This window comes from Nocardiopsis baichengensis YIM 90130 (assembly GCF_000341205.1).
GTDB classification, from domain to species: Bacteria; Actinomycetota; Actinomycetes; order Streptosporangiales; family Streptosporangiaceae; genus Nocardiopsis_A; species Nocardiopsis_A halophila.
The window spans coordinates 97,871-123,990 of record NZ_ANAS01000006.1; the positions used below are offsets into that span (position 1 = coordinate 97,871).

General features: G+C 66.3%; 18 protein-coding genes. 11 read left to right on the forward strand and 7 right to left on the reverse strand.

The window, feature by feature from the left end:
• Positions 1 to 260 precede the first annotated feature (260 nt).
• Complete coding sequence (gene ychF / locus C892_RS0106630) at positions 261 to 1,355, forward strand: redox-regulated ATPase YchF (protein WP_026124180.1); 1,095 nt, start codon at positions 261 to 263, stop codon at positions 1,353 to 1,355.
• A gap of 99 nt (positions 1,356 to 1,454) precedes the next feature.
• Here ychF and C892_RS0106635 read toward each other — a convergent pair whose 3' ends face one another.
• Entirely contained in the window at positions 1,455 to 1,865 is a 411-nt protein-coding gene (locus C892_RS0106635; RefSeq protein WP_017556582.1) for a VOC family protein, read from the reverse strand.
• Positions 1,866 to 1,994: 129 nt separating this feature from the next.
• On the opposite strand from C892_RS0106635, the gene C892_RS0106640 reads away from it, so the two are divergent.
• From C892_RS0106640 to C892_RS31575, 4 genes are all read left to right on the forward strand, one after another.
• Positions 1,995 to 2,996, forward strand: coding sequence for a helix-turn-helix transcriptional regulator (locus C892_RS0106640; protein ID WP_017556583.1), 1,002 nt, complete (start codon positions 1,995 to 1,997; stop codon positions 2,994 to 2,996).
• A gap of 398 nt (positions 2,997 to 3,394) precedes the next feature.
• Positions 3,395 to 4,363 carry a conjugal transfer protein gene (locus tag C892_RS0106645; RefSeq protein ID WP_017556584.1) on the forward strand — a complete coding sequence of 323 codons (969 nt, stop codon included), beginning with the start codon at positions 3,395 to 3,397 and terminating at the stop codon, positions 4,361 to 4,363.
• Between the two features lie 80 nt (positions 4,364 to 4,443).
• Entirely contained in the window at positions 4,444 to 4,761 is a 318-nt protein-coding gene (locus C892_RS0106650; RefSeq protein WP_026124181.1) for a hypothetical protein, read from the forward strand.
• 12 nt (positions 4,762 to 4,773) lie between these two features.
• Positions 4,774 to 9,975 carry a conjugal transfer protein gene (locus C892_RS31575; RefSeq protein ID WP_026124182.1) on the forward strand — a complete coding sequence of 1,734 codons (5,202 nt, stop codon included), beginning with the start codon at positions 4,774 to 4,776 and terminating at the stop codon, positions 9,973 to 9,975.
• An 89-nt stretch (positions 9,976 to 10,064) separates the two neighbouring features.
• Here the strand turns inward: C892_RS31575 and C892_RS0106660 are convergent, their stop codons facing one another.
• A complete protein-coding gene (locus C892_RS0106660; RefSeq protein WP_017556585.1) occupies positions 10,065 to 11,057 on the reverse strand; it encodes a type IV toxin-antitoxin system AbiEi family antitoxin in 993 nt (330 codons plus the stop codon).
• 314 nt (positions 11,058 to 11,371) lie between these two features.
• Between C892_RS0106660 and C892_RS0106665 the strand changes: the two genes are divergently transcribed.
• The 5 genes from C892_RS0106665 (at position 11,372) to C892_RS0106685 (ending at position 19,088) form a co-directional block, all read left to right on the forward strand.
• Positions 11,372 to 13,876, forward strand: a complete 2,505-nt coding sequence (locus C892_RS0106665) for an ATP-binding protein (RefSeq protein ID WP_017556586.1) — start codon at positions 11,372 to 11,374, stop codon at positions 13,874 to 13,876.
• 200 nt (positions 13,877 to 14,076) lie between these two features.
• Positions 14,077 to 16,356, forward strand: a complete 2,280-nt coding sequence (locus C892_RS0106670) for a type IV secretion system protein (protein ID WP_239647285.1) — start codon at positions 14,077 to 14,079, stop codon at positions 16,354 to 16,356.
• A 58-nt stretch (positions 16,357 to 16,414) separates the two neighbouring features.
• Complete coding sequence (locus C892_RS0106675; RefSeq protein ID WP_017556587.1) at positions 16,415 to 17,074, forward strand: hypothetical protein; 660 nt, start codon at positions 16,415 to 16,417, stop codon at positions 17,072 to 17,074.
• Between the two features lie 55 nt (positions 17,075 to 17,129).
• A complete protein-coding gene (locus tag C892_RS0106680; protein WP_017556588.1) occupies positions 17,130 to 18,299 on the forward strand; it encodes a C40 family peptidase in 1,170 nt (389 codons plus the stop codon).
• 18 nt (positions 18,300 to 18,317) lie between these two features.
• Positions 18,318 to 19,088 (forward strand): hypothetical protein, encoded by a 771-nt coding sequence (locus tag C892_RS0106685; protein ID WP_239647286.1) that lies wholly within the window; start codon positions 18,318 to 18,320, stop codon positions 19,086 to 19,088.
• On the opposite strand, the gene C892_RS30390 is transcribed toward C892_RS0106685, so the two are convergent.
• Positions 19,089 to 19,337 (reverse strand): DUF397 domain-containing protein, encoded by a 249-nt coding sequence (locus C892_RS30390; protein ID WP_083934330.1) that lies wholly within the window; start codon positions 19,335 to 19,337, stop codon positions 19,089 to 19,091.
• The gene (locus C892_RS0106690) at positions 19,294 to 20,154 is read right to left on the reverse strand and encodes a helix-turn-helix domain-containing protein (RefSeq protein WP_239647287.1); all 861 of its coding nucleotides are present in this window, start codon (positions 20,152 to 20,154) and stop codon (positions 19,294 to 19,296) included. The genes C892_RS30390 and C892_RS0106690 overlap by 44 nt, the downstream gene beginning before the upstream one ends.
• A 170-nt stretch (positions 20,155 to 20,324) precedes the next feature.
• Here C892_RS0106690 and C892_RS0106695 point away from each other — a divergent pair, with 170 nt between their 5' ends.
• On the forward strand, positions 20,325 to 20,702 hold the full coding sequence (locus C892_RS0106695; RefSeq protein WP_017540172.1) for a hypothetical protein: 378 nt from the start codon (positions 20,325 to 20,327) through the stop codon (positions 20,700 to 20,702).
• Positions 20,703 to 21,759: 1,057 nt separating this feature from the next.
• On the opposite strand, the gene C892_RS31215 is transcribed toward C892_RS0106695, so the two are convergent.
• From C892_RS31215 to C892_RS31225, 3 genes are read right to left on the reverse strand one after another with little or no spacing between them, the layout of a single operon-like run.
• Positions 21,760 to 22,305 carry a hypothetical protein gene (locus tag C892_RS31215; RefSeq protein ID WP_152513352.1) on the reverse strand — a complete coding sequence of 182 codons (546 nt, stop codon included), beginning with the start codon at positions 22,303 to 22,305 and terminating at the stop codon, positions 21,760 to 21,762.
• Between the two features lies 1 nt (position 22,306).
• Positions 22,307 to 24,952 (reverse strand): TPR repeat domain-containing protein, encoded by a 2,646-nt coding sequence (locus C892_RS31220; protein ID WP_152513353.1) that lies wholly within the window; start codon positions 24,950 to 24,952, stop codon positions 22,307 to 22,309.
• Between the two features lie 40 nt (positions 24,953 to 24,992).
• On the reverse strand, positions 24,993 to 25,391 hold the full coding sequence (locus tag C892_RS31225) for a hypothetical protein (RefSeq protein ID WP_152513354.1): 399 nt from the start codon (positions 25,389 to 25,391) through the stop codon (positions 24,993 to 24,995).
• Positions 25,392 to 26,120: the final 729 nt, after the last annotated feature.

Here is a 26,120-nt window from a genome sequence, read left to right on the forward strand (position 1 = left end):
CGGCAACCATGGTCGATCCCCCCAGTCGATGTGGTCGGCGCACAGCGCGCAGCCGAGACGCACCCCTGCCCGGGATGCGTGCGGCTGAACACGAACGTACTGCGCGGCGTTCCTGCGTGCAGGGCATTTCATCCGAAGATCGGTGTCCTGTAACCGAAAAGTCCCCCATCGCCGCCAGAGGGCGCGGCGGGACCCGGAGGGGGCGTTCCGGGTGGTCGAACGGCGAGTCCACGCTCGCGGCGCAACTAGACTCGGTGTCCGTGAGTCTGTCTATCGGGATCGTCGGGCTGCCCAACGTCGGCAAGTCCACCCTCTTCAACGCGCTGACCAAGAACGATGCTCTGGCCGCGAACTACCCGTTCGCGACCATCGAGCCCAACGTCGGTGTCGTGGGTGTGCCCGACCCACGGCTCGTCAAGCTCGCCGAGATCTTCGACTCCGCGAAGACGATCCCGGCCACGGTCGACTTCGTCGACATCGCCGGCATCGTGCGCGGGGCCTCGGAGGGGGAGGGGCTGGGCAACCAGTTCCTCGCCAACATCCGGGAGAGCGACGCCATCTGCCAGGTGATCCGTGCCTTCGACGACCCGGACGTCACCCATGTCGACGGCGGCATCGAACCCTCGCGGGACATCGAGACGATCAACACCGAGCTGATCCTCGCCGACATGCAGACGCTGGAGAAGGCGCTGCCGCGCTTGGAGAAGGACGCCAAGCGCAACGCCAAGGACAAGGGCGCCCAGGCGGCCCTGGAGGCGGCGCGCGCGGCGCAGACGGTGCTGGACTCGGGCAAGGGCCTGTCGGTGGGCGCCGCCGAGGGCGGCGTGGACCTGGCGGCCATCCGCGAGCTGAACCTGCTGACGGTCAAGCCGTTCCTCTACGTGTTCAACCTCGACAGCGACGAGCTCGCCGACGAGACCCTGCGCGCCAAGCTCTCGGAGCTGGTCGCCCCGGCCGAGGCCATCTTCCTCGACGCCAAGATCGAGGCGGAGCTGGCCGAGCTCGACGACGACGAGGCCGCCGAACTGCTGGAGTCCATGGGCCAGTCCGAGGCCGGCCTCTCCCAGCTGGCGCGGGTGGGCTTCTCCACCCTCGGTCTGCAGACCTACCTGACCGCGGGCCCGAAGGAGGCCCGCGCCTGGACCATCAAGAAGGGCGCCACGGCCCCTGAGGCGGCCGGTGTCATCCACACCGACTTCCAGCGCGGCTTCATCAAGGCCGAGGTGGTCTCCTACGACGACCTCGTCGAGGCCGGCACCATGCAGGCCGCCCGCTCGGCCGGCAAGGTCCGCATGGAGGGCAAGGACTACGTGATGTCCGACGGAGACGTCGTGGAGTTCCGCTTCAACGTGTAGCCGGTTCCGCTTGAGCGCCGTCCGTCCGCTCAGGACGACGGCCGCCCGCTCGAAGGGGGCGCGCTGCTGGGATGCGTGCGCGCCCCCTTAAGTCATGCCCTAGTCCCGGGACCGGTCGGCGAATCGGGCCCGGGCCTCCTCGCCGGTCGGTGTGAAGAAGTTGACCAGGTTGCCGTCCGGGTCCCTGACGAGGAGTGAGCGGTTCCCCCACGGCATGTCCGTCGGCTCCTTGACGACGACGTCGACGACGCTCCTCAGCGCCTCGTAGGTCCCGTCGACGTCATCGACCAGGAAGTCCAGGACGACGCTGCGGTTGGCATGCGCCTCGGCGACGTCGTCCCCGAGCAGCGGCACCGTCGCGGAGTCGGCGATCGCGAGGGCGCCGGACGGGGTGCGCAGTTCGGCGAACATCGGGTGCAGGCGCGCGGCGCTGATCCCCGTGGCCTTCTCATAGAACGTGACCAGCGTGTCCACGTCGTCGGTGATGATCCGGGTGGCTGCCAGCTGCATTGCTGATGCTCCATTTCTCCTCGTGGTGAGTGGGCCGGGGTGTGCGCGCGGCTCGCGGCCGCGGATCGGACCGGCGGATCGGACCGTACGCGCCCTACCGGGCGGAAACCGCCCGGTTTCAAAGAAAGGATGGTCGTCGTGGCTGATCCGACCGCGCGTACATTGCAGCTGCTGGAATTGCTGCAGTCCTCATACCAGCGCACCGTCGCCGAGCTGGCCGAGCGCCTCGCCGTCGACGAACGGACGGTTCGCCGGGACGTGGCGCGACTGATCGAGGCCGGGGTGCACGTAGAGTCCCTGCGGGGCAGGTACGGCGGCTACCGGCTCGCGCCCGGTCGGCGCGTCCTTCCGGTCGTGTTCAGCGGTGAGGAAGTGGTGGCGGTCTTCCTCGGGCTCGCTCACGCGCAGGCGGCGTCGGGGGAGCCGGAGCTCGCCGTGCAGACCGCCCTGTCCAAGATCAAGCGAGCGATGCGGCCCGATGATGCGGAGCGGATCGACGCCGTACTCGGGACGGTCACGCGCGGTGCACGGCACGGGGACGTCGTTCCCGACCCTGCCGTTATGCTCGCCCTTTCTGAGGCGGTGCGCCTTCGGAGCGTCGTCGACCTGCGGTATCGCAACCGTGAGGGCGTTCCGTCACGGCGGAGGGTCCACCCGTACGGCCTTGTCGCGTACGCGGGCCGCTGGTACCTCGTGGCGCTCGACGCGGAGAAGTCGGAGGAGCGCGCGTTCCGTGTCGACCGGGTCCGTGCCGCTCGCCCGCTCTCGGAGACCTTCGAAGCACGGCGCCCCGACGCGGCGGCCTGGCTCGTCGAGCACTTCGCCGACGCCGACTACCGCTGGCGGGTCCTGCTTCGTATCCGAGCGACCGAGGAGCACATCCGCGCGCATCTCCCGCCCAGCGTCGCCCGGATCGAGCGGCTGGACCGTACGGCGGAAGGGGCGGGCGAATCCGGCCCGCCCCTGCATCGGGCCGAGATCCATGCCGAGAGCCTCGACTGGATCCCCGCCGTCATTGCGGCCCTTGATCGCGAGGTGGTGATCGACCGCCCCGACGAGCTTCGTGATCTGGTGAGAGGCGCAGCGGCGAGGATGCTCCATGCGGCATCCGGTTCGCCGTCCGACCGCTGATGCCCGGGAGCGCGGCCCGGTTCCGCCCGTGAGGCCGTCCCATGGCCCGGGGCGCCCGTCGAGCGCGGCGCGGGCAAGACCGCCGAACGTCACATTCCTGTTGCCGAACAGGCACCTCGTCGTTTCCGGTCGGACCGCAATTACCCCATTGACCTCGGCATCCTTCGTGGTTCGATGTGATTCGACCAGGTACGGGGGTATTGGCGGTTCGACATGCCGGGTACATCGTGCGGTTGGTGAAGAAACACGGACGGGTAATGGCGACCGAGATCCTGAACAATGCATCACCATAGGTATGGGGTAGACAGGGCTCGGCAGGAGCCGGGGTGCCGCTGTGCCCGGGGACGGTCCGTGTCCGGTGGAGCGGAGTCCGCCGAAGGAGAGTTGGGGGAGGCGTGATGGCTCGCAGGTCGACCGCACGGAGCGGCGGTGCCCCCGAAGCCGCCGATGCGGCCGACGACGTGCGCGGGGGCGCGGGGCGCCTGAGGCGGCCCAGGGCCGGCTCGGGCGGCCGCTGGTGGGTCTGGGTCGGCCGCGCCGTCCTGTGGGCCTTCATCATCGTCGTGCTCTTCAACGGCGTCTGGCACCCCCTGCGGGAGGGCATCGCCACGCCCTCCTCCGAGGACGCCGAACCGCAGCCGGAGGAGCCCGAGTACCCCGAGGCCGCCGCCGCGGCCTTCGCCGCCCGCTTCGCCGAGCACTACCTGAACGCCGCCGATGACGGCGGCGAGACCGCGCGCGCCGAGGCGATCGCCGAGTTCGTCCCCGAAGGCGACGCGGACTCCTTCAACGTCCCCGCCGGATCGCTCTCCGGCTCCGAGATCCAGGTCGTCACCGTCACCCCGGAGGACGACGCCAACGCGGTCGTCACCCTCAGCGCCCAGGTCAACGGCGCTCCCATGAGCCTCGACGTCCCCGTCTACGCCGAAGACCCCTCCTCGCTCGTGGTCTCCGGCCCCCCGGCCCTGCTGGCCGCCCCCGACAAGGCCGAACTGCCCGAGGCGTCCGGAAGCGAGTCCGACCCCCGGGCCGAGGAAGAGCTGCAGCCGGTGCTGACCTCGTTCTTCGAGGCCTATGCCGAGACCCCGGAGCACCTGTCGCGCTACCTGGAGGACGGCGCGTCCGTGGCCCAGCTCCCGCAGGGATCCCTGGAGTTCGGGCAACTCGAGGACGTGGCGGTACCCGTCCGCTCCGAGGTGGGGGAGGATGATGTACGCCAGGCCACGGCGACCGTGGAGTGGCGGATCCCCGGAGCGGGCGACGAGTCCGCGTCCCTCACGCAGAGCTACCGGATCACCGTCGTCCGCTCGGACGGCGAGTGGTACGTGCGCGACATCCAGGGGGCTCCCCAGTCCTTCGGCCGCTGAGGCGGCACCACGGGGTTCCGAGACAAGGAGATCGAAGGCCATGCAGTTCAGACGTGAGGCACGGGAGGACGGCGACTGACATGCTCCCCCTGTTTTCCAGTGTCGTGCACGCGGTGTCGGACACGGCCGGGGCGATCGTGCTCGCGGCGGCCGACGCCCCGCCTGAGGACTCCCTGGACACCCAGGGCCTCGCGGAATGGCTCCGGGGATTCTTCGGGCCGCTGTTCCTGGTGATCGTGTCGGTCGTCGCGATCTTCTTCCTCTTCACGCGAGAGATCACCCGATTTGTCCAATTTGTTCTACTTGCGATCTTTATTGGGATCGTTTTCTACGTCCCCCAGATCATCGAGGTGACGGCGACCGCCCTTGCGCGCGCCGTGGGCGTTCCCGTCGAGTAGGAGGCCCAGCGGATGGACCTGCCCACGTACACCAACATCTGGCGCATCGAGAAGCGGCTGTACAAGCTGTACGACTTCCGGCTCCCGCAGCCGCTCTCGGTCGTCACACTCGGTGTGTTCCTGGGCGTCCTGGCCATCTGGGCCCTCCTGCTGAGCCTGCTGAACGTCCCGCTGAAGACGCCGTGGCACGTGCTGTGGATCGTGCCGCCTTTCTGCATCACATTCCTGGCCACCCGGCCGGTCATCGAGGGCAAGCGGCTGACCGAGCTGCTGCTGTCGCAGATCCGGTTCCTGGCCGAGGCGCGTGTGTACACGCGGCTGGCCCCCGAGCACGAGCCCGCCGAGGTCCGGGTCGAGGTGCGGGTGTGGCACCGCGACCCGGACCTCCCGCTGCCGAGCGTGAGCAAGGCCCGCTCTAAGAGCCTCGCCAAGCGCGCGTCCAAGAGGTCTACGAGCGCGGTGGCCGGCAAGGCCGCACCGGAGCCGCTGGGCCTGGCCCCCGCTTCTGAGGGCGCCGGGGTTCCCGCCCAAGGCGAGCTCGTCTCCGAGTCGGTCGCTCTCCTTCCGGAACGGGAGGAGACGGCGGGGCGGCCGAACGAGAACGAGGAGAAGGCGGCTGCGGGAACCGTCCGTGCAAAGCGCGGGCCGGAGCCGCTCAAGCTCGGTCGGGGCAAGCCCGCCGCCGAACCCCCCGAGCCCGAAAGGCAGCCTTTCGAGGAGCCTGAAGAGGCCGAAGAGACCTACGAGGAGGCTCGCGACGAGAGCGGAGCGTTCGCAGAAGCATCGGTCGACGCGGCGCCGAAGCCCGAAGCGCCCGCCGTTCCCGTCGCAGGCGATGCCGCCGAGCCGACCGTCGACAGCGGCGTAGGGCGCGTCGTTGAGCGCGTCGAGCGAATTGAGCCAGTCGAGCGAAGCATCCCCCAGGACGCCCCCGAGCCCGAGCCGCTCCCCGAGGAGCCGGAGCCCCTGCCGGTCGAGCGGGCGCGCGCCGAGGCCCCGAAGGCCGCGGTGTCCGAACCGCTCTTCGACAAGCCTGCCCGAGGGACGGCGAACGCTGCGAACGCAGTAGGGACTGAAAAGGCGAGGGAAGCCCGGTCGGCCCCGAGCGCGCCCAAGCGCGGCCTCGGCATCAAGGTCCTCAACTACTTCGGTTTCGCGCTCGACAAGGCCCAGCCCCGGACGCCTGAGGCCTCTGCAGGGGGCAAGGGGAGTGCGGCCTCCTCCGACGACACCGTCGGCGTCAACGGGGTCAACGGTGTGAACGGCACCGAAGGCTTCGACGGGGTCGACGGTTTCGACGAGTCGGTCTCGGTCACCCGCCCGACGTCCCTGGAGCGTGCGCAGAGCACCGACCGTGCACGCGAACGGGATCGACTTCGGCGGGAGAACGAGGAGTGGCTCAAGGCGTACCGCTCCTCCGACGAGGGCGCTTCGGCTTCGGAACTCGAAGACGACGCCGAGTCGGGCGTCGTAGAGGCCGCCTCTTTCGCTGAAGAGGACACCCGCAGGCCCGACCCTGAGGCCCGCCGTCGCGCCGAGGAGATGATGGCGGCCCCGGCCCCTGCGGAACCGCATGCGGGCTCTGATCCCCTTCTCGAGGCCGCCGACGATGGCGAAGGCGATGACGAGGTCGCCGAGGCCGTCGCGACGGCAGGGGAGCCTGAGCGGGACGAGAGCGCCCACCGCCGCCTGCGGGGCCGCATCCAGGGCAAGCAGGTGGAGCGCCGCTTGGCGCGGGAGCGGGAGCGCGTGGCGCCCCCGCCCGCCCGGGAGCAGGGGCAGGCGACCGGCGCCCCGGCGACCCCGGAGGAGGCCGCCGAACAGGCGGCGGACACGAACGCCCGGCGCCCGCACGCCGCTCCGTGGGAGCTTCCGGAACACGGGGGCGCACAGCAGCGCACCGAACCCGCCGAGCACACCGAGAACGCCGAGCAAACTCAGCAAACGGAGCAAACCGAGCACGTCGATCGCGCCGCTCGGACCGAACGCGGCGCTGCCGAGTCGGGAGATGCTCCCCGCAAGAGCGCGCAGGAAGAGCAGATCGAGGTCCTCGATCGCCACCTGGAGCGCCTGGAGGAGCAGGAGCGGTCCGCCGACCCCGTCCCGCCGCAGCCGGCGTTCGCCGAGTCCGAAGCGGCCGAGGGCCGTCGGCGCCGCCGCGAGGGCTGGTTCTCCGAAGACGCAGAGGCCTCCAGGGATACTCAGGGCGCCACGGCTCGGGCGCAGGGCGCGGCCCTCGGCGCCGGCGTCGACGCCGGCACCGATGCCGAAGCCCGGACCGAGCCGGTCCCCGCTGAGCCCGCTCCGTCGAAGGACGCCAAGCCGGGCCTTCAGCTGGACCACGGCACGGGCGATCACGAGAGCTTCGCCGCGACGGCCGGTGCGTCCTCCGCTAAGGCGAGCCGCCCGGACGGCTCGGGCAGCCCCGACAGCTTCGACAGCGCTGACAGCTCGGACGACGCGCCCGGGGCGGACAAGGGCACGGAAGCCGCGACGTTCAAGGAGCCGTCCAGCGCACACCCTCGAAGCCAGAGCGTCTCCCCCAAGCCTGCGACCGAGCTGGACCACGGAACCGGCGACCACGAGAGCTTCGCCGCCACCGTTGCGCCCGCCGGGACGGAGAGCGAGGCGAAGGAGGCCGGGAAGGCGGAGAAGACCTCGCCGGCCGCGGCCTCCACCCCGGCTGCTGGCGCCGCCAAGCCGGCCACTGAGCTGGACCACGGCACGGGCGATCACGAAAGCTTCGCTGCCACGACAGCTTCAGGCGGGGCCGGCGAAGGCGTCGAGCGGTCCGCCGCCCCCGGCTCCGGTGGGGCCACCGAGAAGGCGGCGCGAGGTACCGGGGAAGCCGAGCCGGTTCGCGCGTCCCAGGAGGCCTGGCCCGAGCAGGCCGACGAGCCCGCCCCGGCTCGGCCCGCCCCCGCCAAGCCGGTGTCGGAGCTGGACCACGGGACCGGTGACCATGAGAGCTTCGTCGCCGCCGTTGCTCCTGCAGAAGAGACGTCCTCGCAGGAGCGTTCGGAGGAGGCCGCCGGTCGAGCAGCGGCATCCGGTCAGACCGCTTCTGTGAAGGACGGGTCCGGCTCGCAAGCGGCCGACCGCACCGCGGACAACGAAGTCGCCGCCGGGAAGCGCACTGCTGTTTCTGAGGAAACGGCCGACCCGGACGCCGCGTCGGACAGTGTTCCGTCCCAAAAGGACGGTGGCCGCCGCGCAGAGCAGCCTTTCGCCGAGGAGGCACCGCAGGGCGTCGCTCACCGTTCCGCCGCCACCGGAAAGCCGGTCGGTCCTGCGCACACGGATACGCCCGGTGACGCCGACCGGGCCCGGCCGGAGACCCCGGAGACCCCGGAGACCGAGGCGTCGAGGACTCCGGCCCGAACCGAAGCCGAGACGCCCACGCCCGCACCGGTCAAGCCCGTCACCGAGCTGGACCACGGTACCGGCGAGCACGAGAGCTTCTCCGCCACCGTCCCCGGGGGAGAGGACCACCGCGCCACCGAAGACGAGCTGAGCGCCGCGGAAGAGGCCGCGCTGCGCGCGCGCCAGGCCGGCGCCACCACCGGCCGCGCCGTGCCCTCTGAGCGTCCGGTGCGCCCGGTGCGGCGCACAGAGCAGCGGCCGGAGCGCCCGACACAGCCCGACCAGGCAGACCAGGCAGACCAGACCGACGAGCCCGTGGCCTCTGAGTCCCCGGAGCGGTCGAAGCGGCTGTCCCGGTCGATGAGGAGCAGCCCGACGGACGCCCAGCGCGCGCTGCGCCGTCCGCCGAAGCACTCCACCCCGCACGACCCCGCCGCGAGCGGCACCGACAAGGCCGGGAAGAGCGACAAGCCCGAGAAAGTCGAGGGCGCCGGCGCGCCCGAGAAGGGCCCGGAGGAGACCGCGAGCCCCAAGGCCGCCAAGGCTGCGCAGACCGGGACCGGCAGCTCCGGCAACACGTCCGACAACACATCCGGCAAGACCACCGCCACCCGCAGCGCACCGTCCGAGCGCCCTTCGGAACAGCGGCCCGAAAGCCAGCCCGCCGGCTCCGGCGCCGCGCCGTCCGACGACAACGGGGTCTTCAGCAAGGTCGCGGAGAACGCCCGGCGCCTCAACAGCCTCTTCGGCCAGGAGGGACGCCAGGGCGGGACGTCCTCCTCGCGGTCCGACGGCGAGGTCGTCGAGCTCACGCCCGACGGGTCCGGGGCCGCGAACGGTTCCGCCGGCTCCGGGGACGACCCCGAGGACAAGCCCGAGCTCCAGCTCGACCACGGCACCGGCGAGCAGCGGCGCCTGACCGCGGCGGACCGCGCCCGTGCCGCCGCAGAGGCGTCCGGGGCCGACACCGGCGCCACCCGCGGCTGGCGCCGGCTGGCCCGGGTCGTCACCGGCGGCTCCACCGCTCCCAAGCACGAACTGCCCGCGGGGGACGTCGCCCGCCTGCGCATGGACCTCAGCGGGCCGCGCAGCGTGGTCGTCCTCGGCTGCACCGGCGGCGCGGGGCAGACCATCACCGCGCTCATGCTCGGCCACACCCTGGCCTCCTACCGCGACGAGCGGGTCGTCGCCGTCGACGTCAACCCGGGCGTCAACGGCATGTCCCGAAGAATCCGCAGCCGGACACCGGAGACGCTCACCTCTCTGCTCGCCAACGCCGAATCGGTCGACGGGTACACGGCCATGCGCCGCTACACCTCCCAGACCGACACCGGCCTCGAGGTGGTCTCCACCCTCGACGACCCCTACGTCCAGACGCTCGACGACCGCGACTACGCCGGTCTGACCGAGCTCCTGGCCTCCCACTACGAGGTGGCGCTCCTGGACCCGGCGGCCACGGGCGTCGCACGCGCGCTGCCCACCGCCGACGGTCTGGTCCTCGTGGCGCCGGCCAGCGCCGACGCCGCGCGCTCGGTCGCCATGACCTTCGAGTGGCTGGACGGCCACGGGTACGCCGCCCTGCGTTCCCGCTCGGTCGTGGTCATCAACGGTGTCAGCAAGCGCAGCCTCAGCGACGTCGACGAGGCCGAGCAGGTGGCCCGCGGGCGCTGCCGCGCCATCGTCCGCGTGCCCTGGGACGACCACGTGGCCCAGGGGAAGCTCGGGGACACCGGCAGCCTCCGCTCCAGCACCCGCCGCGCCCACTCCGCGCTCGGCGGCGTGCTCATGCACGCCATGTCCCCGGCGGGGCAGCAGCCGTCGAACCGCGCCCCTTCGGAGGCGCGCCGATGACCCGCCTCCCCGCCATCGCCGCCCCCCTCTTCGTTGATCTCGGGAAAAACGCCCCTAAAACCGCGCTTGTAGGGTCTAATTTCCCGAGATCAACGAGGGGGTGTTTGGTAGGTGTAGGGGAGTCGGCGCTGCGGGGGATGATGCGACGGGGAGTCGCGTTCGGCCGCCTCTCGAGCGAGGCGCAAGCGTTCGGCCGTCTCGCGCTGTACGCGTGCCGCCTGTCGCGGGTGGTAGTCGCCTACCACGACTCCCTGTCGCCGCAGGCGCGCCTTCACATCGGCCATCGCCGAAGGCAGGACGGTGTCGCGGGTCTTCGAGGTCACGACGTAGAACCGGACGCCTTGGTCCCGGATGAGCTGCCAGCGTTCAACGTCCTCATGCCTGCGGTCCTTGTGTACCTCGCCGTCGTATTCGATGGCGACGAGTGTCTCCCCCTGGTCGAACACATAGCACAGGTCGAGCCGTGCGCGCCGTCTCCCGCCCGTGCCGATGCCGATCTCGTACTGCAGCTCCGGCACGGGGAGCCCGGCTCCGACCAGATCCATCAGCAGGCGCGACTCTTCGGGCGATTCCGCCTCTGGGTGAGCGAACTCGGCGACGGCGGCCGCCCTCCTGACGCCACGCCAGCGGTAGAAACGTTCGCGGGCGACATAGGACCGAAACTGCTCGGGGGTGAACAGGGGACCATGGGCCTGTGCCTGGTCCCGCCCGACCGAGAGCAGGGCGTTCAGTGCCGCCACGTTCTCGCGCAGGTCTCCGGAGCTGGGCGTCCTCCGGGCGGGGGCGGTCGATCGCGTCAGGTCGAAGGCGGTCCGCAATGGAGCGGTGACCGGGATGCCGAACATCCTGGTCACGTCCTCTGTGAGCAGTTCGGCGTGGGTGACCTTGACAGGAAGGTTGCGGATCCGGATCGGGTGTACCTCGATGTCGCGCGGGACGATGACGGGTACGGGATCGGTGTCGCGCCGATAGTCGGCGCCGTGCAGCAGTGCGGCTGCGGATCCTCCGACCACAGCGCCGGAAGGCAGCACAAGCGTGAGCGCGTGCAGCAGCGTGTGGAGGGAATCCGGTCGAGTGGACACGTGGGTGTAAACACCGCTTCCCAGCCACGTCCAGGATGTGCCGCGAAGCTGACGTGGGGTGAGGAGCCCTCGGCCGACTGCTTCCCGACCGAGGAACGGGCCGTTGAGCAGCGACGGAGGTACGTCAGGGTGTCTGGGCATGAGGACACTGTCCGCCGTCCACGCTCCGAACGGGCGCTTTCCACAGCCCTGTGCCCACCCCTCCGCGTTGATCTCGGGAAAAGTGACCCTACAAGCACGGATTTAGGGGCGTTTCTCCCGAGATCAACACGGGAGGAAGCACGCGCAACGACCACCACCCGGGAGGGGCACCGATGAACGGCAGCAAGGGCGGCAGCCGCCTCGCGGTCCGCTACTTCGACGACCGCGTCCTGCTCAGCGACTCCGAGGCGTGGGCGTACTTCAGGCTGCCGACCGTCTCCTACGAGTTCTCCACCCCGGAGGAGCGCGAGGCGCTCGCCAACAACATCACCATCGCGCTGGCCGCCATCCGGATGGACGACGCGGAGGTCCACCTGCGCATCGCCCACCGCACCTACCCGGCGGCCCAGTGGGCGACCCGCCTGGACGACACCTCCGACTCGGGGCCGGGCTGGTACGACTACCTCGACGAGATGTACCGCCACGTGTGGGCCAAGGACTTCTGGACCAAGGAGGTCTACCTGGGCGTGCGCCTGGGCATGCGGGGCGGCGTCCGCGGCCAGTTCACCCAGGGGGTGTTCGCCCAGCTGCTCGGCGCCTACCAGCGCTCGGAGCAGGCGCTGGGCATCGAGGACGCGGCCATCGACGCCAAGGAGATCGCGCGCTGGACCGACCAGTCCGAGCGCCTCGGCCGCGCGCTGGCGGCCAGCTCCCTGCACGCCAAGCACGCCACCGCCAACCAGATCGCCTGGCTCCTCAGGCACGCGGTCACCGGCACGGTAGAGGAGCCCCGGCCCTCGGCCGCGGGGCGGCGCACGTGGGGGCGCGGCGAGATCGAGCAGCTGGTGGAGGGCGTCATCCACAACGGGCGCTCCATGCTGCGCCTGGAGCAGCCCATGGGCGACACCTATGTCGCCTACCTGTCCTTCTCCCGGTTCCCCGACCTGATGCCCTTCCCGGAGGGCGAACCGTGGATGCACTATTCGGACGCCCTCCCGTTCCCGGTGGAGATCAGCGCCCGGATGAAGCTGATCCCGCCAGCCAAGGCGAGCAAGGACGTCAGCCGCAAGCTCGCCCACGCGCGCGACATGGACGCCCACATCCGCGAGGCGGGGGCGGACATGCCGATCGCCCTGGCCGAGCAGATCGACGCCGCCAGGATGCTGGAGCACGGCATCACCAAGGAGCGGCTGCCGTTCGTCTACGGGTGGCACCGGCTGATGGTGTCGGCGCCGACCGAGGAGCTGCTGGCGCAGCGGGTCGAGGCGGTCGTCGAGCACTACCGGGACATCGGCATCGACATCGTGAACTCCACCGGCGACCAGCTGTCGCTGTTCAACGAGTCGCTGCCGGGCGACCGCATCCGGCTCAGCGCCTACGCCCAGCGGCAGCCGCTGCGCACCATCGCCGGCGGCATGCCGACCGCCACCGTCGACCTGGGGGACCGGCGCGACCCGAGCCAGGGCGGCGGCGGGTGGACCGGGCCCTACATCGGGGAGACCCTCGGGCGCGCGCGCTCCATCGTGCACTTCGACCCGCTGGTGGCGGCGGCCCGCAACCGGCCCACCGCCATCGCCATCACCGGTGAGCCCGGCGGCGGCAAGACCACGCTGGCGCTGCTGCTCATCTACCAGCTGGCGCTGCGCGGCGTCACGGTCGCGGCCATCGACCCCAAGGGCGACGCCGAATCGCTGGTGCGGCTGCTCCAGCGGCGGGGGCGCAAGGCCCGCATCATGTCCCTGGAGTCGGCGCAGCCCGGCCTGCTCGACCCGTTCGCGTTCGGGGACGACCTGCCGTCCAAGAAGACCATGGCCACGGAGACGCTGCGGCTGCTGCTGCCCCGCATGAGCGAGGAGCGCGAGTCGGCGATGATCCAGGCCGTGGCGGCGGTCGCCAACCAGCCCGAGCCCAGCCTGGCCAAGGTCGTGCAGTACCTGGACAGGTCCCACGACCCGGCGTCGCGGAACCTGGGCGCGGTGCTGCAGTCCATGTCGGAGATGCGCCTGGCGAACCTGTGCTTCTCTCCCCAAGGCGACGCACAGGTGGACTCCGAGGGGTGGACGACGGTCTTCACCCTGGGCGGCCTGACGCTCCCGGACTCGACCATCCAGCGCGAGGACTACTCCTACGAACAGCGACTCAGCGTCGCCCTGCTGTACCTGGTGAGCCAGTTCGCCCGTGAGCTGATGAACGGGCTGGACCGGCACCTCCCCAAGGCGATCTTCCTGGACGAGGCGTGGGCGGTGACCTCCACCCCGGAGGGCGCGAAGCTGGTGCCCGAAGTGAGCCGCATGGGCCGCTCGCGCAACACGGCGCTCATCCTCGTCAGCCAGAACGCCGGCGACCTCCTCAATGAACAGGTGACCAACTGTCTGTCCAGTGTGTTCGCGTTCCGCTCCAGTGAGCGGTTCGAGGTGGAGAGCGTCATGTCGCTCCTAGGGGTGGAAACCGAGGAGGACCATATGGCGATGCTCAGGAACCTCGGCAACGGCGAATGCATCTTCCGCGATCTGGACGGACGGGCGGGGCGGATCTCCGTCGATCTGGTGTCGGAGGAGCTTCTGAGGTGGCTGGACACCAACCCGACACGGCATCACCCGGATGAGGAGGACACCGAGGTCTTCGAGGGTGCGGAGGCCTTGGTGAGCACCGGCAGGGGCAACGGGCAGGAACGGTGATCATGCGGCTGGGGCGCGGACGAGTGGGTGCGGGACGGCGCAAGCGGCGAGCTGCGGTGGCGGGCCCGGAGGCGGGTCCGGAGGCGAGCCTGTCACCGACAGCGGGCGAGGGCGGAGCCGAGCCGCCTCCGGAGAGGGCGGCGGGGCAGGGGGCGCAGAGGCCGGGGCTCCGCCGGTCGCTGTCGATGGCGCTCTTGGTGATGGCGTTCCTGCTGGTGCCATTGGGGCCGGCACAGGCGAACCCGCTATGCCCAGGAGAGCCGGCGCCGCAGCCGGAGACTGCGGGGAGTGGTTCGGACGGCCTTCTCGTACCGCCGCAGTCCCAGTCGTCGATCGTCGGCTCCGAGGACGGGCTGCCGCCGGACGCGAGCATCTATGGCCAGTACGGGACGGCGGGCCAGCAGTGGCACGTCATCCGCGAGTCCTGCGTCGACAAGATGTCGTCCAGTGCGACCGCGACGCTCACCAACTCGGCGTGGGACCTGTCGAAGACCATCAACCAGTCCACGATCACCGTCTACCAGGCGGCGACCTCGGACGGTCTGCTGGACGACTTCAACTCGATGGTCGAGAGCGTCATCACCCAGCTCCGCGAGGGGATCTGGCGCCCCCTGCTTCCGACCGTCATCATTCTCGGCGCGATCTGGCTCGGTTGGTACGGGCTCATCCGCAAGCGCGTGACGCTGACGATCGAGAGCACGATCTGGATGGTCCTTGCGACCGCGCTGGGCATCTGGATCCTGGTGCAGCCCGGACAGATCCTGAACATGGCCAGTGGGTTGGTGAACTCGGGGACCCAACTGGTGAACTCGGCTGTTTCAAGGGTGTCCGTCAGTACCGGGACGACCTCCTGCCCTGCCGGGGCGGAGCCGGTACAGCAGGCCGGATGGGAATCAGACAGCGACTTCGCGGTCCGTCAGAACGCGAACATGCTGTGGAGCAGCCTGGTCTGTCAGCCCTGGGTGGCCGGGACCTTCGGAAACGGCGATGTGGCGGAGAGCGCTACTTCCCGTTACGCCGTCGACCTTCTAGAGGCTCAGGGCATCAACAGGATCGAGCAACAGCAGATTGCCGACGGAGAGGTCGACGCAGCCGAGCTCATCGCAGATAAGCAAGAGCAGTACGAGGATATTGCCTCCGAGATCGAGGAAACCTACCCTGGCGTGCATCCGCTGTTCGCGGGTGACCAGCAAGGGGACCGGCTCGGCGTGGCGGTACTCGCGCTCTTCGCTGCGGTGTTCGCCGGTGGACTGATCCTTGCAGGCTCGGTGGCTCTCATCGTCCTGAAGATCGGGTTCCTGCTGTTGCTCCTGTTGGCTCCGGTGTTTCTGTTGATCGGAGTCCATCCAGGCTACGGCCGGACCGTTCTTCTGAGGTGGCTGGAGATGCTCTTCGGCCTCCTCCTCAAGCAGATCTTCATAGTTATGCTGATCGCGTTGCTCGTGATGTGCTACGGCATCATCATGGGATCCGGGCTTGGGTGGGGGCTGCAGATGATCCTGCTGGCGCTCTTCACCCTGGCCCTCTTCATCTATCGCAAGCCGTTCGCCCACCTGTTCGCATCGGTCAATGCGAACACCTTCACATCGCGCATGGTCAATGACGCCATGCAGAGTCGCACGTTGAGCCAGAGCGCGAACGTCCTTCCGCCGGTGGCCTACATGCGTGCACAGAAGTGGGGGCTCAGGCGAGCGCCTCAGCTTGCCGGTGCCGCAGGTGCGGTGCCTGCCGGAGCCGCAGGGGGTGGGGACCAGCAGGACGCCGGGCGTGCGGCCGCACAAGGGGCTCCCGACCAGGCCGACTCCGAAGGCGGTGCTGTGCGCGGTGAGGGGCGGAGGGTGCGCGGCTCCGCCGGTTACGGCCATGCTCATGGCAAGTCGGGGCCGCCGCCACTCAAGCTCGGCTCCACCGGCGGCAAGGAGGCTCCCAGCACGGCATCCTCTGCCCCTCCCCCGAAGTCCGCCGACCAGGCCCCCAGCCTGGGCGGGGCCGCAGCGCACAGTGGGGGAGCGGGCCCGAGCTCCGGCGGCCAAGGAGGCGGATCCGGTTCGATCCCGCCGCGCCCCGCCGGCGGCTACCGCGGCACCGGGGACACGGGGTGGGCGTCCGTGTTCGGTACCGGGAGTGGAAGCGGCCAGCGCTCAGGCGCAGGCGGTGACTCACGGGCGGCTGATGCACCGTCGAGGAACGACCCGTCGCCGACAAGCGGCGCGGGGATCTTCCAGGGGCGGGAGGCCACTCCTCCGCAGGGCAATGTGAACAAGGGGTCCCGCTGGGGCGGCCCCCGGTCGCGCCGGGAGCGGCCCGCGCCGCCTCGGCAGGCGCCACCGCCTGCCGCGAGCGGCTCGAAGGAGGGGGGGAACTGGTTCAAGTCCGGAGACAAGGACAGGGATCGACCGATTAGTCCCTTCTGGACGGGGACCGGTTCCCAGCGGCGTGCCGACAAGGACGTGCCCTTCTGGCTGAAGGACGGCGACTGATGAGCCGGTGGGGCCGAGAAGCACCCCTTCCGAACGGTGAGCAGAGAAAGCATCAGCCATGCCCCGGACACTGAGCGATCGTCAGCAAAGGTTCGTCTTCGGTGCGCTCGTGGTCGTCCTCGTCGCCTTCGGTATCTATCTGAGCGTCGGTGGTTTCGGGGGCGACGAAGACCAGGCGCAGAGTGGCCAGGAACAGCGGGCGGGCGGCAGTGATACCGACCGTGCCGATCCGGGCGGGCCTGCGACGGCCATGCCCAGCCCAATCCCGACCACAGCTGTGGAGGACATGCAGGTGCTCGACTGGCTGCCCTTCGACGAGGACGAACTGAAGGCGGCAGCGGCGACGGCGCAGGGGTTCGCCGAGGCGTACGGGACCATCGACTACTCCGCGCCTCGTGAGGACTACTTCGCTTCCTTGGAGGAACTCGCCGCCTCTGACTACGCGGATTCGCTCGCCCAGAGTTCAGGCGCGGGAGCGCTCTGGGAGGAGAAGGCAGAGCAGGAGACCGTGGCGCAGGGCCGGGCCGATGTCCGGTCGATCCGGAGCTTCAGTGAAGAATCGATCGTGTTCGTGGTGACGGCGCAGTCCATCGTCCGGGACGACGACGGGGCGGACGAGGACCTCGGCGACTACGCCGTGACCGTGCAGAAGGACGGCGGGCAGTGGGTGGTCTACGACTTTCAGCCTGCCGACGCGGGAAACCTGGGCGGGGGATGACCCCGCCCGGAACGATCTTGTCGTATGAGCTGACCCCCTATCGGCAGGTGCCCGAATGATCTCCCTCTACATCGATCCGTCACGGAAGGACGCCGGCTCCTGCGCAACGCGGCTGGCGATCGGCGCCGGACTCCTGATCACCGGAGTCCTCGTAGTGGTCATCGTCGTGCTCCCGCTCGCAGTCCTGCAGCCGGCGGGGTACATGGCGATGAGCGGCCTTCAGTGCTCTTCCGACCCCGCAGCGCAGCAGGCTCAGAGCAGCGGATATGCGGAGGACTCCATCCCGCAGAACTACCTGGAGCTGTACAAGGAGTGGGGCGACGAGAAGGGGATCCCCTGGAACATCCTTGCCGGAGTCGGGCAGGTGGAGAGCAAGCACGGGCGCTGGGACGGGCCGGGGATCACGGAGGGGCACAACGACTGGGGCGCTGCGGGGCCGATGCAGTTCGGCGCCTTGGACGGGTCCGCCGCCGGCAACAGCTGGGGCGGCGAGCCGATCATGGACGCCGATGACCGCCCGGAAGAGGGCTACGGCCAGGACGGGAACGAGGACGGTGTCGTCAGTGTGTACGACCCTGAGGACGCGATCCCTGCGGCCGCCGACTACCTGATCGCTCACGGGATCAAGGACGACGTCCGCGAGGCCATCTACGGCTACAACCACGCGTGGTGGTACGTGGACGATGTCCTGGAGTGGGCTGAAAGGTACGCCGATGGCGACTTCAATGCCAGCGGAGCGATCGAGACCGCGGTGAACTGCACGGTGGACGCCAAAGGGGCTCCGATCGGCGAGGCTCCGGACGAGGCTTCGCAGGCCGTCGTCGATTGGGCCCTGGCGCAGCGCGGCAAGTCCTACGTGTACGGAGCGACGGGGCCGGACACCTTCGACTGCTCCGGTCTGACGATGAAGGCTTATGCGAGCATCGGCGTTTCCATACCGAGGATCTCCCAGGACCAGTGGACGTTCGGACCGGAGATCCCACAAGGAGAGGAACAGCCGGGAGACCTCGTGTTCTTCGACGTGAGCCGCTCCAATGAGCCCCCGGGGCCGGGGCATGTCGGAATGGTCATCGGCGATGGCTTGATGGTGGAGGCATGGTGCACCGACTGCGGACCGATCGCGACGCGTGAGTATGATGACCCGAATCGTGCGGACATCCTCGGCTTCACGAGGCCGTTGGAGCACCCGGACGTGAAGGCGCAGTTGGAGCAGCAGAACCCCTAGGTGAGGTTCAGAGAGAACATGGCCGAGGAGACAGCGAGCAGGCGCCCGCGGAAGAAGGGGCTGCACGGTTGGAAGGCGTTCCTCGTCGTCTTCGTTTCGGGAACCGCGGCCGCTTTCATCGTGATGGGCGTGATCGTCGGTGTTCTCCGCCTTTTTGTCTCCACGATCACTGGAGGGGAAGAGGAGACACCGCCGAACGCCGGCGGAGGAGCCGTCAGTGACGAGACAGGTGAGCCGGTTGCAGATCTAGAGCCAGGCGAGTTGGATCTCTGTGTCAAGTCGGTCCCCACGATCTCCGGGCTCAGCGTTGAGCGTACTGACACGGACGACGATTTCGTGGATACTGCCCAAGATGGTGATGGGGGTAGGCGTACCGTCTCGGACAACTGTCAGTGGCTGCTGAACCCTGACTTCAATTCGATTGAACGGTGGGACTTCTCTTTCTCTTACAATGCCATCATCGATGGTGAAGGTGGCGACTCTCCGGATGACGTGGCCTCCGGGGACCTTAGGGAGCAGAGAAGCGGGCTTGAAGAAGGTCTGGAAGAGGTCGAGGTGGCGGAGCCCGCTGACTACTCGGATGAGTCGTACCACGTCTATGGTTCTCCCGGCCCAGGAGAGACCGCGTACAGGGCATTGGTGAGGACCCGTGGCGCGGTGTACGAGATCCAGCTCACGGCGAAGAATAATGGGGAAGAACTGGTCCCGCGGAAGGCCTTCGAGCATGAGGTCGATAAAATCGTGAGCCGTCTCGATATCGACCTTGGGCTCTGGATTCCGGAATACTGACTATTTGAGGAACTCGGTGAAAGCGATCCAGGCGTGTTTCGGGAAGCACAGGATCGTCGCTGAGGGGGCCTTGGAATCTCGGACTCGGACGAGTTCGGTCGGTTGATCGCTGGGTCTCCACGGGCCTGTGACTTCGACGCACTCTTGTCCTTCGGGGCTGCTGTAGGAGCTCTTGTGCCATTCGGGTGTGAAGTAGGTGTGCACCTCATCCCCCTCTGAGATCGTCCACGATCCGGGCCAAGTGGCCATTCGTCTCCTCGGGCGTCAAGGCGAGCGATGACAGGCCGTCGAACTTCGCTTCGTAACGCCCGATCTCTTCCGGTTCCTCCATGAAGATACCGTCTCGCGAAATATCGATGAAGACGACGGTGGACTGTTGGGCAGCGACGAAGTCGAGGATCGCGAACTGACCGGTCACCCCAGGGTGACCTCCGGCGCTGTCGGGGATGATGCGTACTTCCGCCGTCCCCTGCTCGTTGAAGAGCATGAGGTGGAGGAGCTGCTCGCGCATCGTGAGGGCACCGCCGACGAGCTTGCGCAGGGCCGCTTCGTCGATGATGGCCTGGACGGCGGGACCGTCTGAACGCTCCAGCAGCTCCTGTCTTGCCATGCGCGCCTCCACGCGGCGTTTGATCTCGGATGGTTCCGAGAACCCACCGGCGCGGATCAGAGCGCGTGCGTACGCCGGCGTCTGCAGCAGTCCGGGGATGACGAGGGCGCCGAAGAAGCGGATGGTGGATGCCTGTGATTCGAGGCTCACGTAGGAGCCTGGCCCTAGGACGTCGTGGTACCGGACCCACCAGCCCTGCTCCTTGGCCTGCTTGGACATGGCGATGAGTGCGGCGATCCGACCTTCGTCGGTGAGTCCGTACAACGCGCACAAACTTCGGATATCCGCCTCTTTCAGGCGCTTCCACTGGCTGCGCTCGATGCGGTTCACCTTCGACCGGTCCCAGTTCAGCGACCGGGCCACGTCGAGAGTGTCGAGGCCGGCCGCCTCCCGGAGCCGCCTCAACTCGTTCGACAAGCGGCGGTGCCGCACCGTCGGGCCGTGCTCTTCGATCACACCCACCTCCAGTCGCTGCCGTGACGTGATCATACGGGGGCAGGGTGCCGTGAGAATCTACCTCCGAGTTGACAGAATCGCTTGAAAAATACCTCGGAGGTAAATCACACTCACAGTGAGAGGTCGACCAACCACGGAACGGTCGGCCCTGCACCTCAGGTGGTGACCTCATGCCCGTTTCCGTCTACACCGGCTCGCCCCTCCACCCGCTCTTCGCTCTGGCCAAGGAGATCGAAGCCCGCGGCCTCGGGGCGGCCGTCGACACCTCCGTCTCCGTCGTCGATGCCTACATCCTCGACCCCGACGGCGGCGACTCCGCACGCATCCGCAACTGCCCCTTCGGCTTCCAGCGGGCCGTCCTCCGCCCGGACGCCGTCTCCGCCCGCCCCTGGTGGTGGCTGCTCTGGCCCGGTCAGCGCTTCGAGCGCGAGATCGCCGAGCCCGAGATGACCCGCCTCCTCCCGGTCGAGGAGTACGCCGACCTCGCCCGGCGGATCGAGTCCATCCTGGCGGCCTCCCCGGACCGGCCCACACGAGCCGCGAAGTAGCCGCCCCCGAAACGCGCTCCGCCCGGAAGGAGGGGGCCGGGCGGAGCGCCCCCAGAGTCGTACGAAGCCCCAGGGCCCGCGCCCCTCGGTGACGACACCTCTCCCCGCCGGGACCTGTTCCCTCCCGGACATGGGGACGACCGCCATCACCCGCGGGTCCCTCCCGACCGCTCAGCTCGGAGACCCCCCCATGAGCAACAGCCACCCGGCGATACCCGCCGGCTCCAGCCCACTCGCACAACAGACTTCCACCAGCCCGACAACGCCGGCCGCCAGCCGCGTCCGCCTGGTCCTCTCCCGGGACCACGGCCGACGCTTCAACCGTGCCCCAGCGCCCACACGGCAGGACGGGGCGAGCCCCCCACTGCCGCGCCCACCATCGACGCCTCCGACCACCGCGCCCCGCCCGGGGTCTGCCGGAGACGGGCCGCCGCTCCTCCGCTCCCCGCACGCCCGTGCGAGCCACGACATCCCGGAGGCCGACCTCCCGCCCTGGCTCCTGGAGACGACCCGCCAACTCAACCCGGCGGCCCGAGCCGCGACACCGACCACCGGCGACGTCCGCATGACCCACGCCGACAGGCGTGCCCGCAGGATCGACACCGGCGCACTGGACCTGCGCAACCTCCCGCCCACAAGGCCGGCGCCCCACCTGGAGGCCACCCCTGGACGGCCCCACCACAGAACACGCCGCCCCCGCCTCCTCCCGCCCGGCCGAACCCACGGCGAATGGATGCTCTTCACAGCAGGCGAGGCCCTGCCCTACTCCTGCACGGTCATCACCGTCGTCCTCCTGGCCCACCTGCTCGGCCTCTTCGGCTGAGGAGTAATCTCGGGGTCGGCTCTACACGCCGACCCCGAGAAGTGTTTCCGGAAATCCCCTCCTTAATTATTAGGAGCCTACTTTGTTGGGTATCGAGAGGAGATGGTTTTCCGTTATGGAAATATATTTCCCTGAAAATTTGGTCCGGTGTCACTGACCACTTGATTCCGGAGGTGATTGAAATAGCGCTCCTAATTTCATATCAATACGGTGGTTCAAAATCACTGGTATGCGTCAATTCTCGCAATCAAGGTATGCGGGGATGTCTTCTATGTAAAAATTCTCGTCTTTGTTTCTGTCGTAATTTGTGTCAAGGTACCGAAAAGAGAGGTCAGTGGCGCTCATGTCTTCACCGCAATGCTCTAGCTGGGTCGTTGACGTGAAATCATATAGAGCTTGATCAAGTTGGTTTAGACGCTCATTATCACTCCACTCTTCGCGAAAAATATCCCAATCGCTTTGTTTTGTGACGATGGAGTAGTCAGTCCCGTCTACGTTGATCACACCTGCCTCGGACAATATATTTCCGTATATTTGCTCGAGGTTCTCGATACTGTCGATTGAATCCTGGTCCTGCTCGACCTGAACCTCTCTGTGCATGATCTGTACTTGTACCTGTCTAGTCACCCACTCACGACCAGGGGAATCTGCCTCGGAAGCCGAGTTATATGGAGGGGAGGGCTGGGGATCTCCTTGACTTGCGTCCGGTTCGGAACAAGAGTTCAGGATCAGGCCAGCTATTGCAATAATTACTCCCCGGAAAACAATACAGGCTTTCATCTCAACTCCCCGAAGCCGGCTTCCGCTTTTCTAGGAATCCATTTTTCATATCCGACTCTGAGTACTTGAGGTTCTCTGTGACCTCTTCGTACCTGTTGTGATAAAATCTCGAGTAGTCGCCAGATACGGTGTCCCCTGATTTTTGGGTCCCGTCAACGGTGAAGTTCAAGTCCCCAACTACCGCATTGACAGAGTCGTCCAGATCCGATCTTTTATATTTGTCTCGGTCCCAATTACTTGGATCGGTATCAACGTGTAGACGGCCATCCTCCCCTTCCACAATGACTTCAGCATCAATGAGGTCTTGGGTTTCCTTTGGGCGTTCCTTCCTTATCGTTTCCCATTCTTCTTCGTTGATGTAGCGGTCATCACCATCCCGTAGCCCTTGGTCCAATGTTCGGGCCTGCATTCTACGGAGTACTTCTTCGTTTCCTGTGCTACTACTATATGACGACGCCGGATTGTAATCTCTCTCGAATACCTTATCCAGATCTTCGCTGGTGGCATAGGAGATTGATTTCTCCAGAGCGAACCCGATGACTGGAATCCTGCCTGCGAGTCCGCTGACTTCTGTGGCAGCAATCTTGGCAAGTTTCTGATCACGCTTTTCTGCTGCGTCTACATCGAGACTTCTCGAGGTGTTTTCATTGCTTATTGCTGAATCGAGCAGCCCTTTGACGGAACCTCCATCCCGACTTGGCTCGATGTTCCTTCCTGTCTCGAGGTGAACATCGAATAGCGCCGAATCGTATCTTTCGGAGAATGCGATTGCCCTCCCTGCCGTTTCATCATCGGCCACAACGTACTGCAAGAAGGAAACGGCCTCGTACCCTCCCATTCCAATGAGATGCCTATCGGAATCGTAGCCGGTCATGCCGTCATCTTGGAGTGAAGAATCGTCATCAATATAAGGGGCCCGAGCGAAGCTCGTAATGTAATTCTCGTAAATATCGGCCAAGCCTGGAGCGAGTTCCGAGTTGTAGTATGTGAATGTTGCGTCTGGATACTCGTTCTCGACTTCTTTTCCATCCTTACCTTGTTCTGTTTCAGTAACACTCACCCCCGTGTTGGTTAGAGATTTGTACATTTCTGGAGAGGTGATGCTATTGATTAGGCCGGCGCTCGCTTCCCCCGCGCGTTGGCGCTCTTCTAGGTCGTCACTTTGAGCATCATGATCGATCCATTCATAGAGACCTGATACGACTTCACCTTCGTCCTTCCATTCGTATGTGAATAGGCCCTCGAGAGTGTCGTCAAGGTCGTGTTCTGGGTGTTGTGGGCCGTTTCCGGTGAGCAGGTTGTAGTTGGCATCTTCATTGCGAAGAGAGACATCCAAAATAGGGCCGACTGCCTCATCAACGTCAAAATCCATGGCGCCAATTATAGGCTTCCCGTTTACTCCATCGAGCCCCGCCCCCAGGGAGGCAGTCAACCTGATGGAGAACTCCTCGCCCGCTTCTGAAACGGGACGCACGTTGCCCATCAGGTAGGAGAGGTCTTCGATGTCCTCCTCCCACGCATCAACTGAGTAGTCTCCGAGTTCATCCTCCCCCAAAGAATGAAGGATCATGTCGTCCGTCGAAGGCCCGGTAGCGGCTAGCTGGACGTCTTCTGGAAGTCTCTCGAATGATCCACCGTATTCTTCGTTAGACAAAACGAGAAGACCCTCGCCAATTATTTGTGCGCTGGTCGGGTCGTCCGCACCGCCTACGAGGTAGGATAGTAGGCTTGAGTCACCAGACAACTCATCGAGACGGGCAAAGAAGTTGTCAACATAGTCTATTGCGGGGTCGCTCGTCTTGTTGTTGGTTAGCAAGCCAGATCCAGCCCCTGTAATGAGTTGAAGTGTGGCCATTGCCTCCCAGTATTCGCTATCCTTCTCTTTCGCTCCAGGCCCGTAGTATTCTGCGACCTTTTCAGCATCTTCCTCGGCTTTTTCGGGATCCAGTGGAATCAACCCATGGTCCAAAGACCACTCGGGCTTCAGGTTATAGGCGCTCCATCCCATGTATCCTGAATCAATCAATCGGCGGACATTTTCAGGTGTCAGTCCCTCTGAAAGCCTGTTTCCATGAGCTTCGGCTTCATCGATCAGCTTTTCGTGATTCTTTTGCGCTCTCTCGATCAAGTCACTGCGCTTCTCAGTGACTTCATCAATGATTTTTTGAACTCTACTTCGATCGCTTTCGTGGTAGTCGTCCAAGTATCCACATGCGGGATCGTCTTCACCAAAGCTAATCAAAGGCTTTTGTTTTTTTAGGGGAAGCTGAGAAAGTTTAGCCTGTACGAAGGTGCACCACTCGTCCACTTGGTCAGATCGTTTCTTTTTGAAAGCTCTGACTGCGTCCGCCCAGGATTTCGTTTCTCCTGAACAGTACTTGACTGCAAGAGCAGTGTTGCACCAGAGGCCACGGTTATAGCTACTTTCACTTGTAATCTGCCATGCGACGGACGCTGTCACGTCATAGATGGTACTGTCGAATTCATCACTCAGTTCTTCGGAGTGGCCGAGAATTCTTTCCTGGAATGTTTCAAGATCTTCCGCGTAATCTTCAATGGTACCCGCCTTTGCGCCAGTCTTTTCTGGAGTGAAACCCATGAGCCCGAATTCTTCGGAGACTCGCTTATTTGCCTCTTCGAGATCCATCTTTATTAACCTCTCCTAATCATGTGCAGCGTTGTGTATGTCAGTTCATGTATGACCCGCGTCCCGGCCACGCGTCAGAATAGGAATCTTCAGCTTCCGCATCTGTGCGGCCGATTTCAGCACCGGCGGCGTCGATATTTTCGGCTATGTCCAGCCCCTGCTTTTCTATTTCTCTGACGTTTTCTTCGTAGGTTGACCAGAAATCTGAATAGCCTTTTTGGACATCATCCTCGCTCGCCGCTATTTTTGCCCCCTCTAGGATTGTGAAAAATGAATCTTTCAATCCCGACATTGCATTCGCCAATTCTGCGGCGTTCTTTCCTGTTTGATGTAGGGCTCCAGGATTTCCGCCGGCTTCTTCCATTGATTCTCCTGGTGAAATGGTGGCTATTTTTGGAGTGTGTGAAAGGTTGACGCCTTGGTTGTTCTGGCGCCACAATGCTAAACTACACCTTGAGTCGATGTGGTTACGCCTCGCGCTCACTCGGCTGAAAGGCCAGATCCGGCCAATGCACGTCCGTCTAGGAGACTCGCCCTCCGGTTGGCCTGCACGGCGACTGTCGGGCACGTGGAAGAGGGCCACAAAGCCGCACCGTGGCGACCATGTACTAGCGCACATGTTGAGTCAGCCGAGGCGGTCTAGGGGCTAAATGGGGGGCGTACGCAGCATCCTTCTCCAATGCTTCGCTGGAACGTCAGCTGGCCGTGATCACGGTCAGGATCATGACTGTGGTCAGGCTGTGGCGGAGCGACCAGCTCCACGTGCGCGCTGTGGCCGGGATGGCGGCCTCGAACTCTCCCGTGACGGCCGTGCTCAAGAGCGCTCCGTCCCACCTCGCCGTGCTGAGCGAGGGGAATGGAGCCGCGAGGAGCGCGACCGCGAACACCGGCCATAGCGGGAGTCGGCTTATGCTCGCCGCCGCCGGTGCTTGAACGGCTTGAGAAAAGCCACGGGGGAGGGCTAGAGCAGTCGCTCTTCTTGCACCGCATCGTTCTGTCTCTGGTGTGGGGCCCTCATGTGTCACATGAATCCGACCGGGTTCGTCAAGGGAGTGGACCCGAGCGGGGCGCGACGGCTGCCCTCAGGCCTGGGTGGGCCGGGGAGTGTGTCTGATCGCGTGGTCGACTCGCCGACTCTGATCCTACGGCGCGTCGATCGACACGTCGG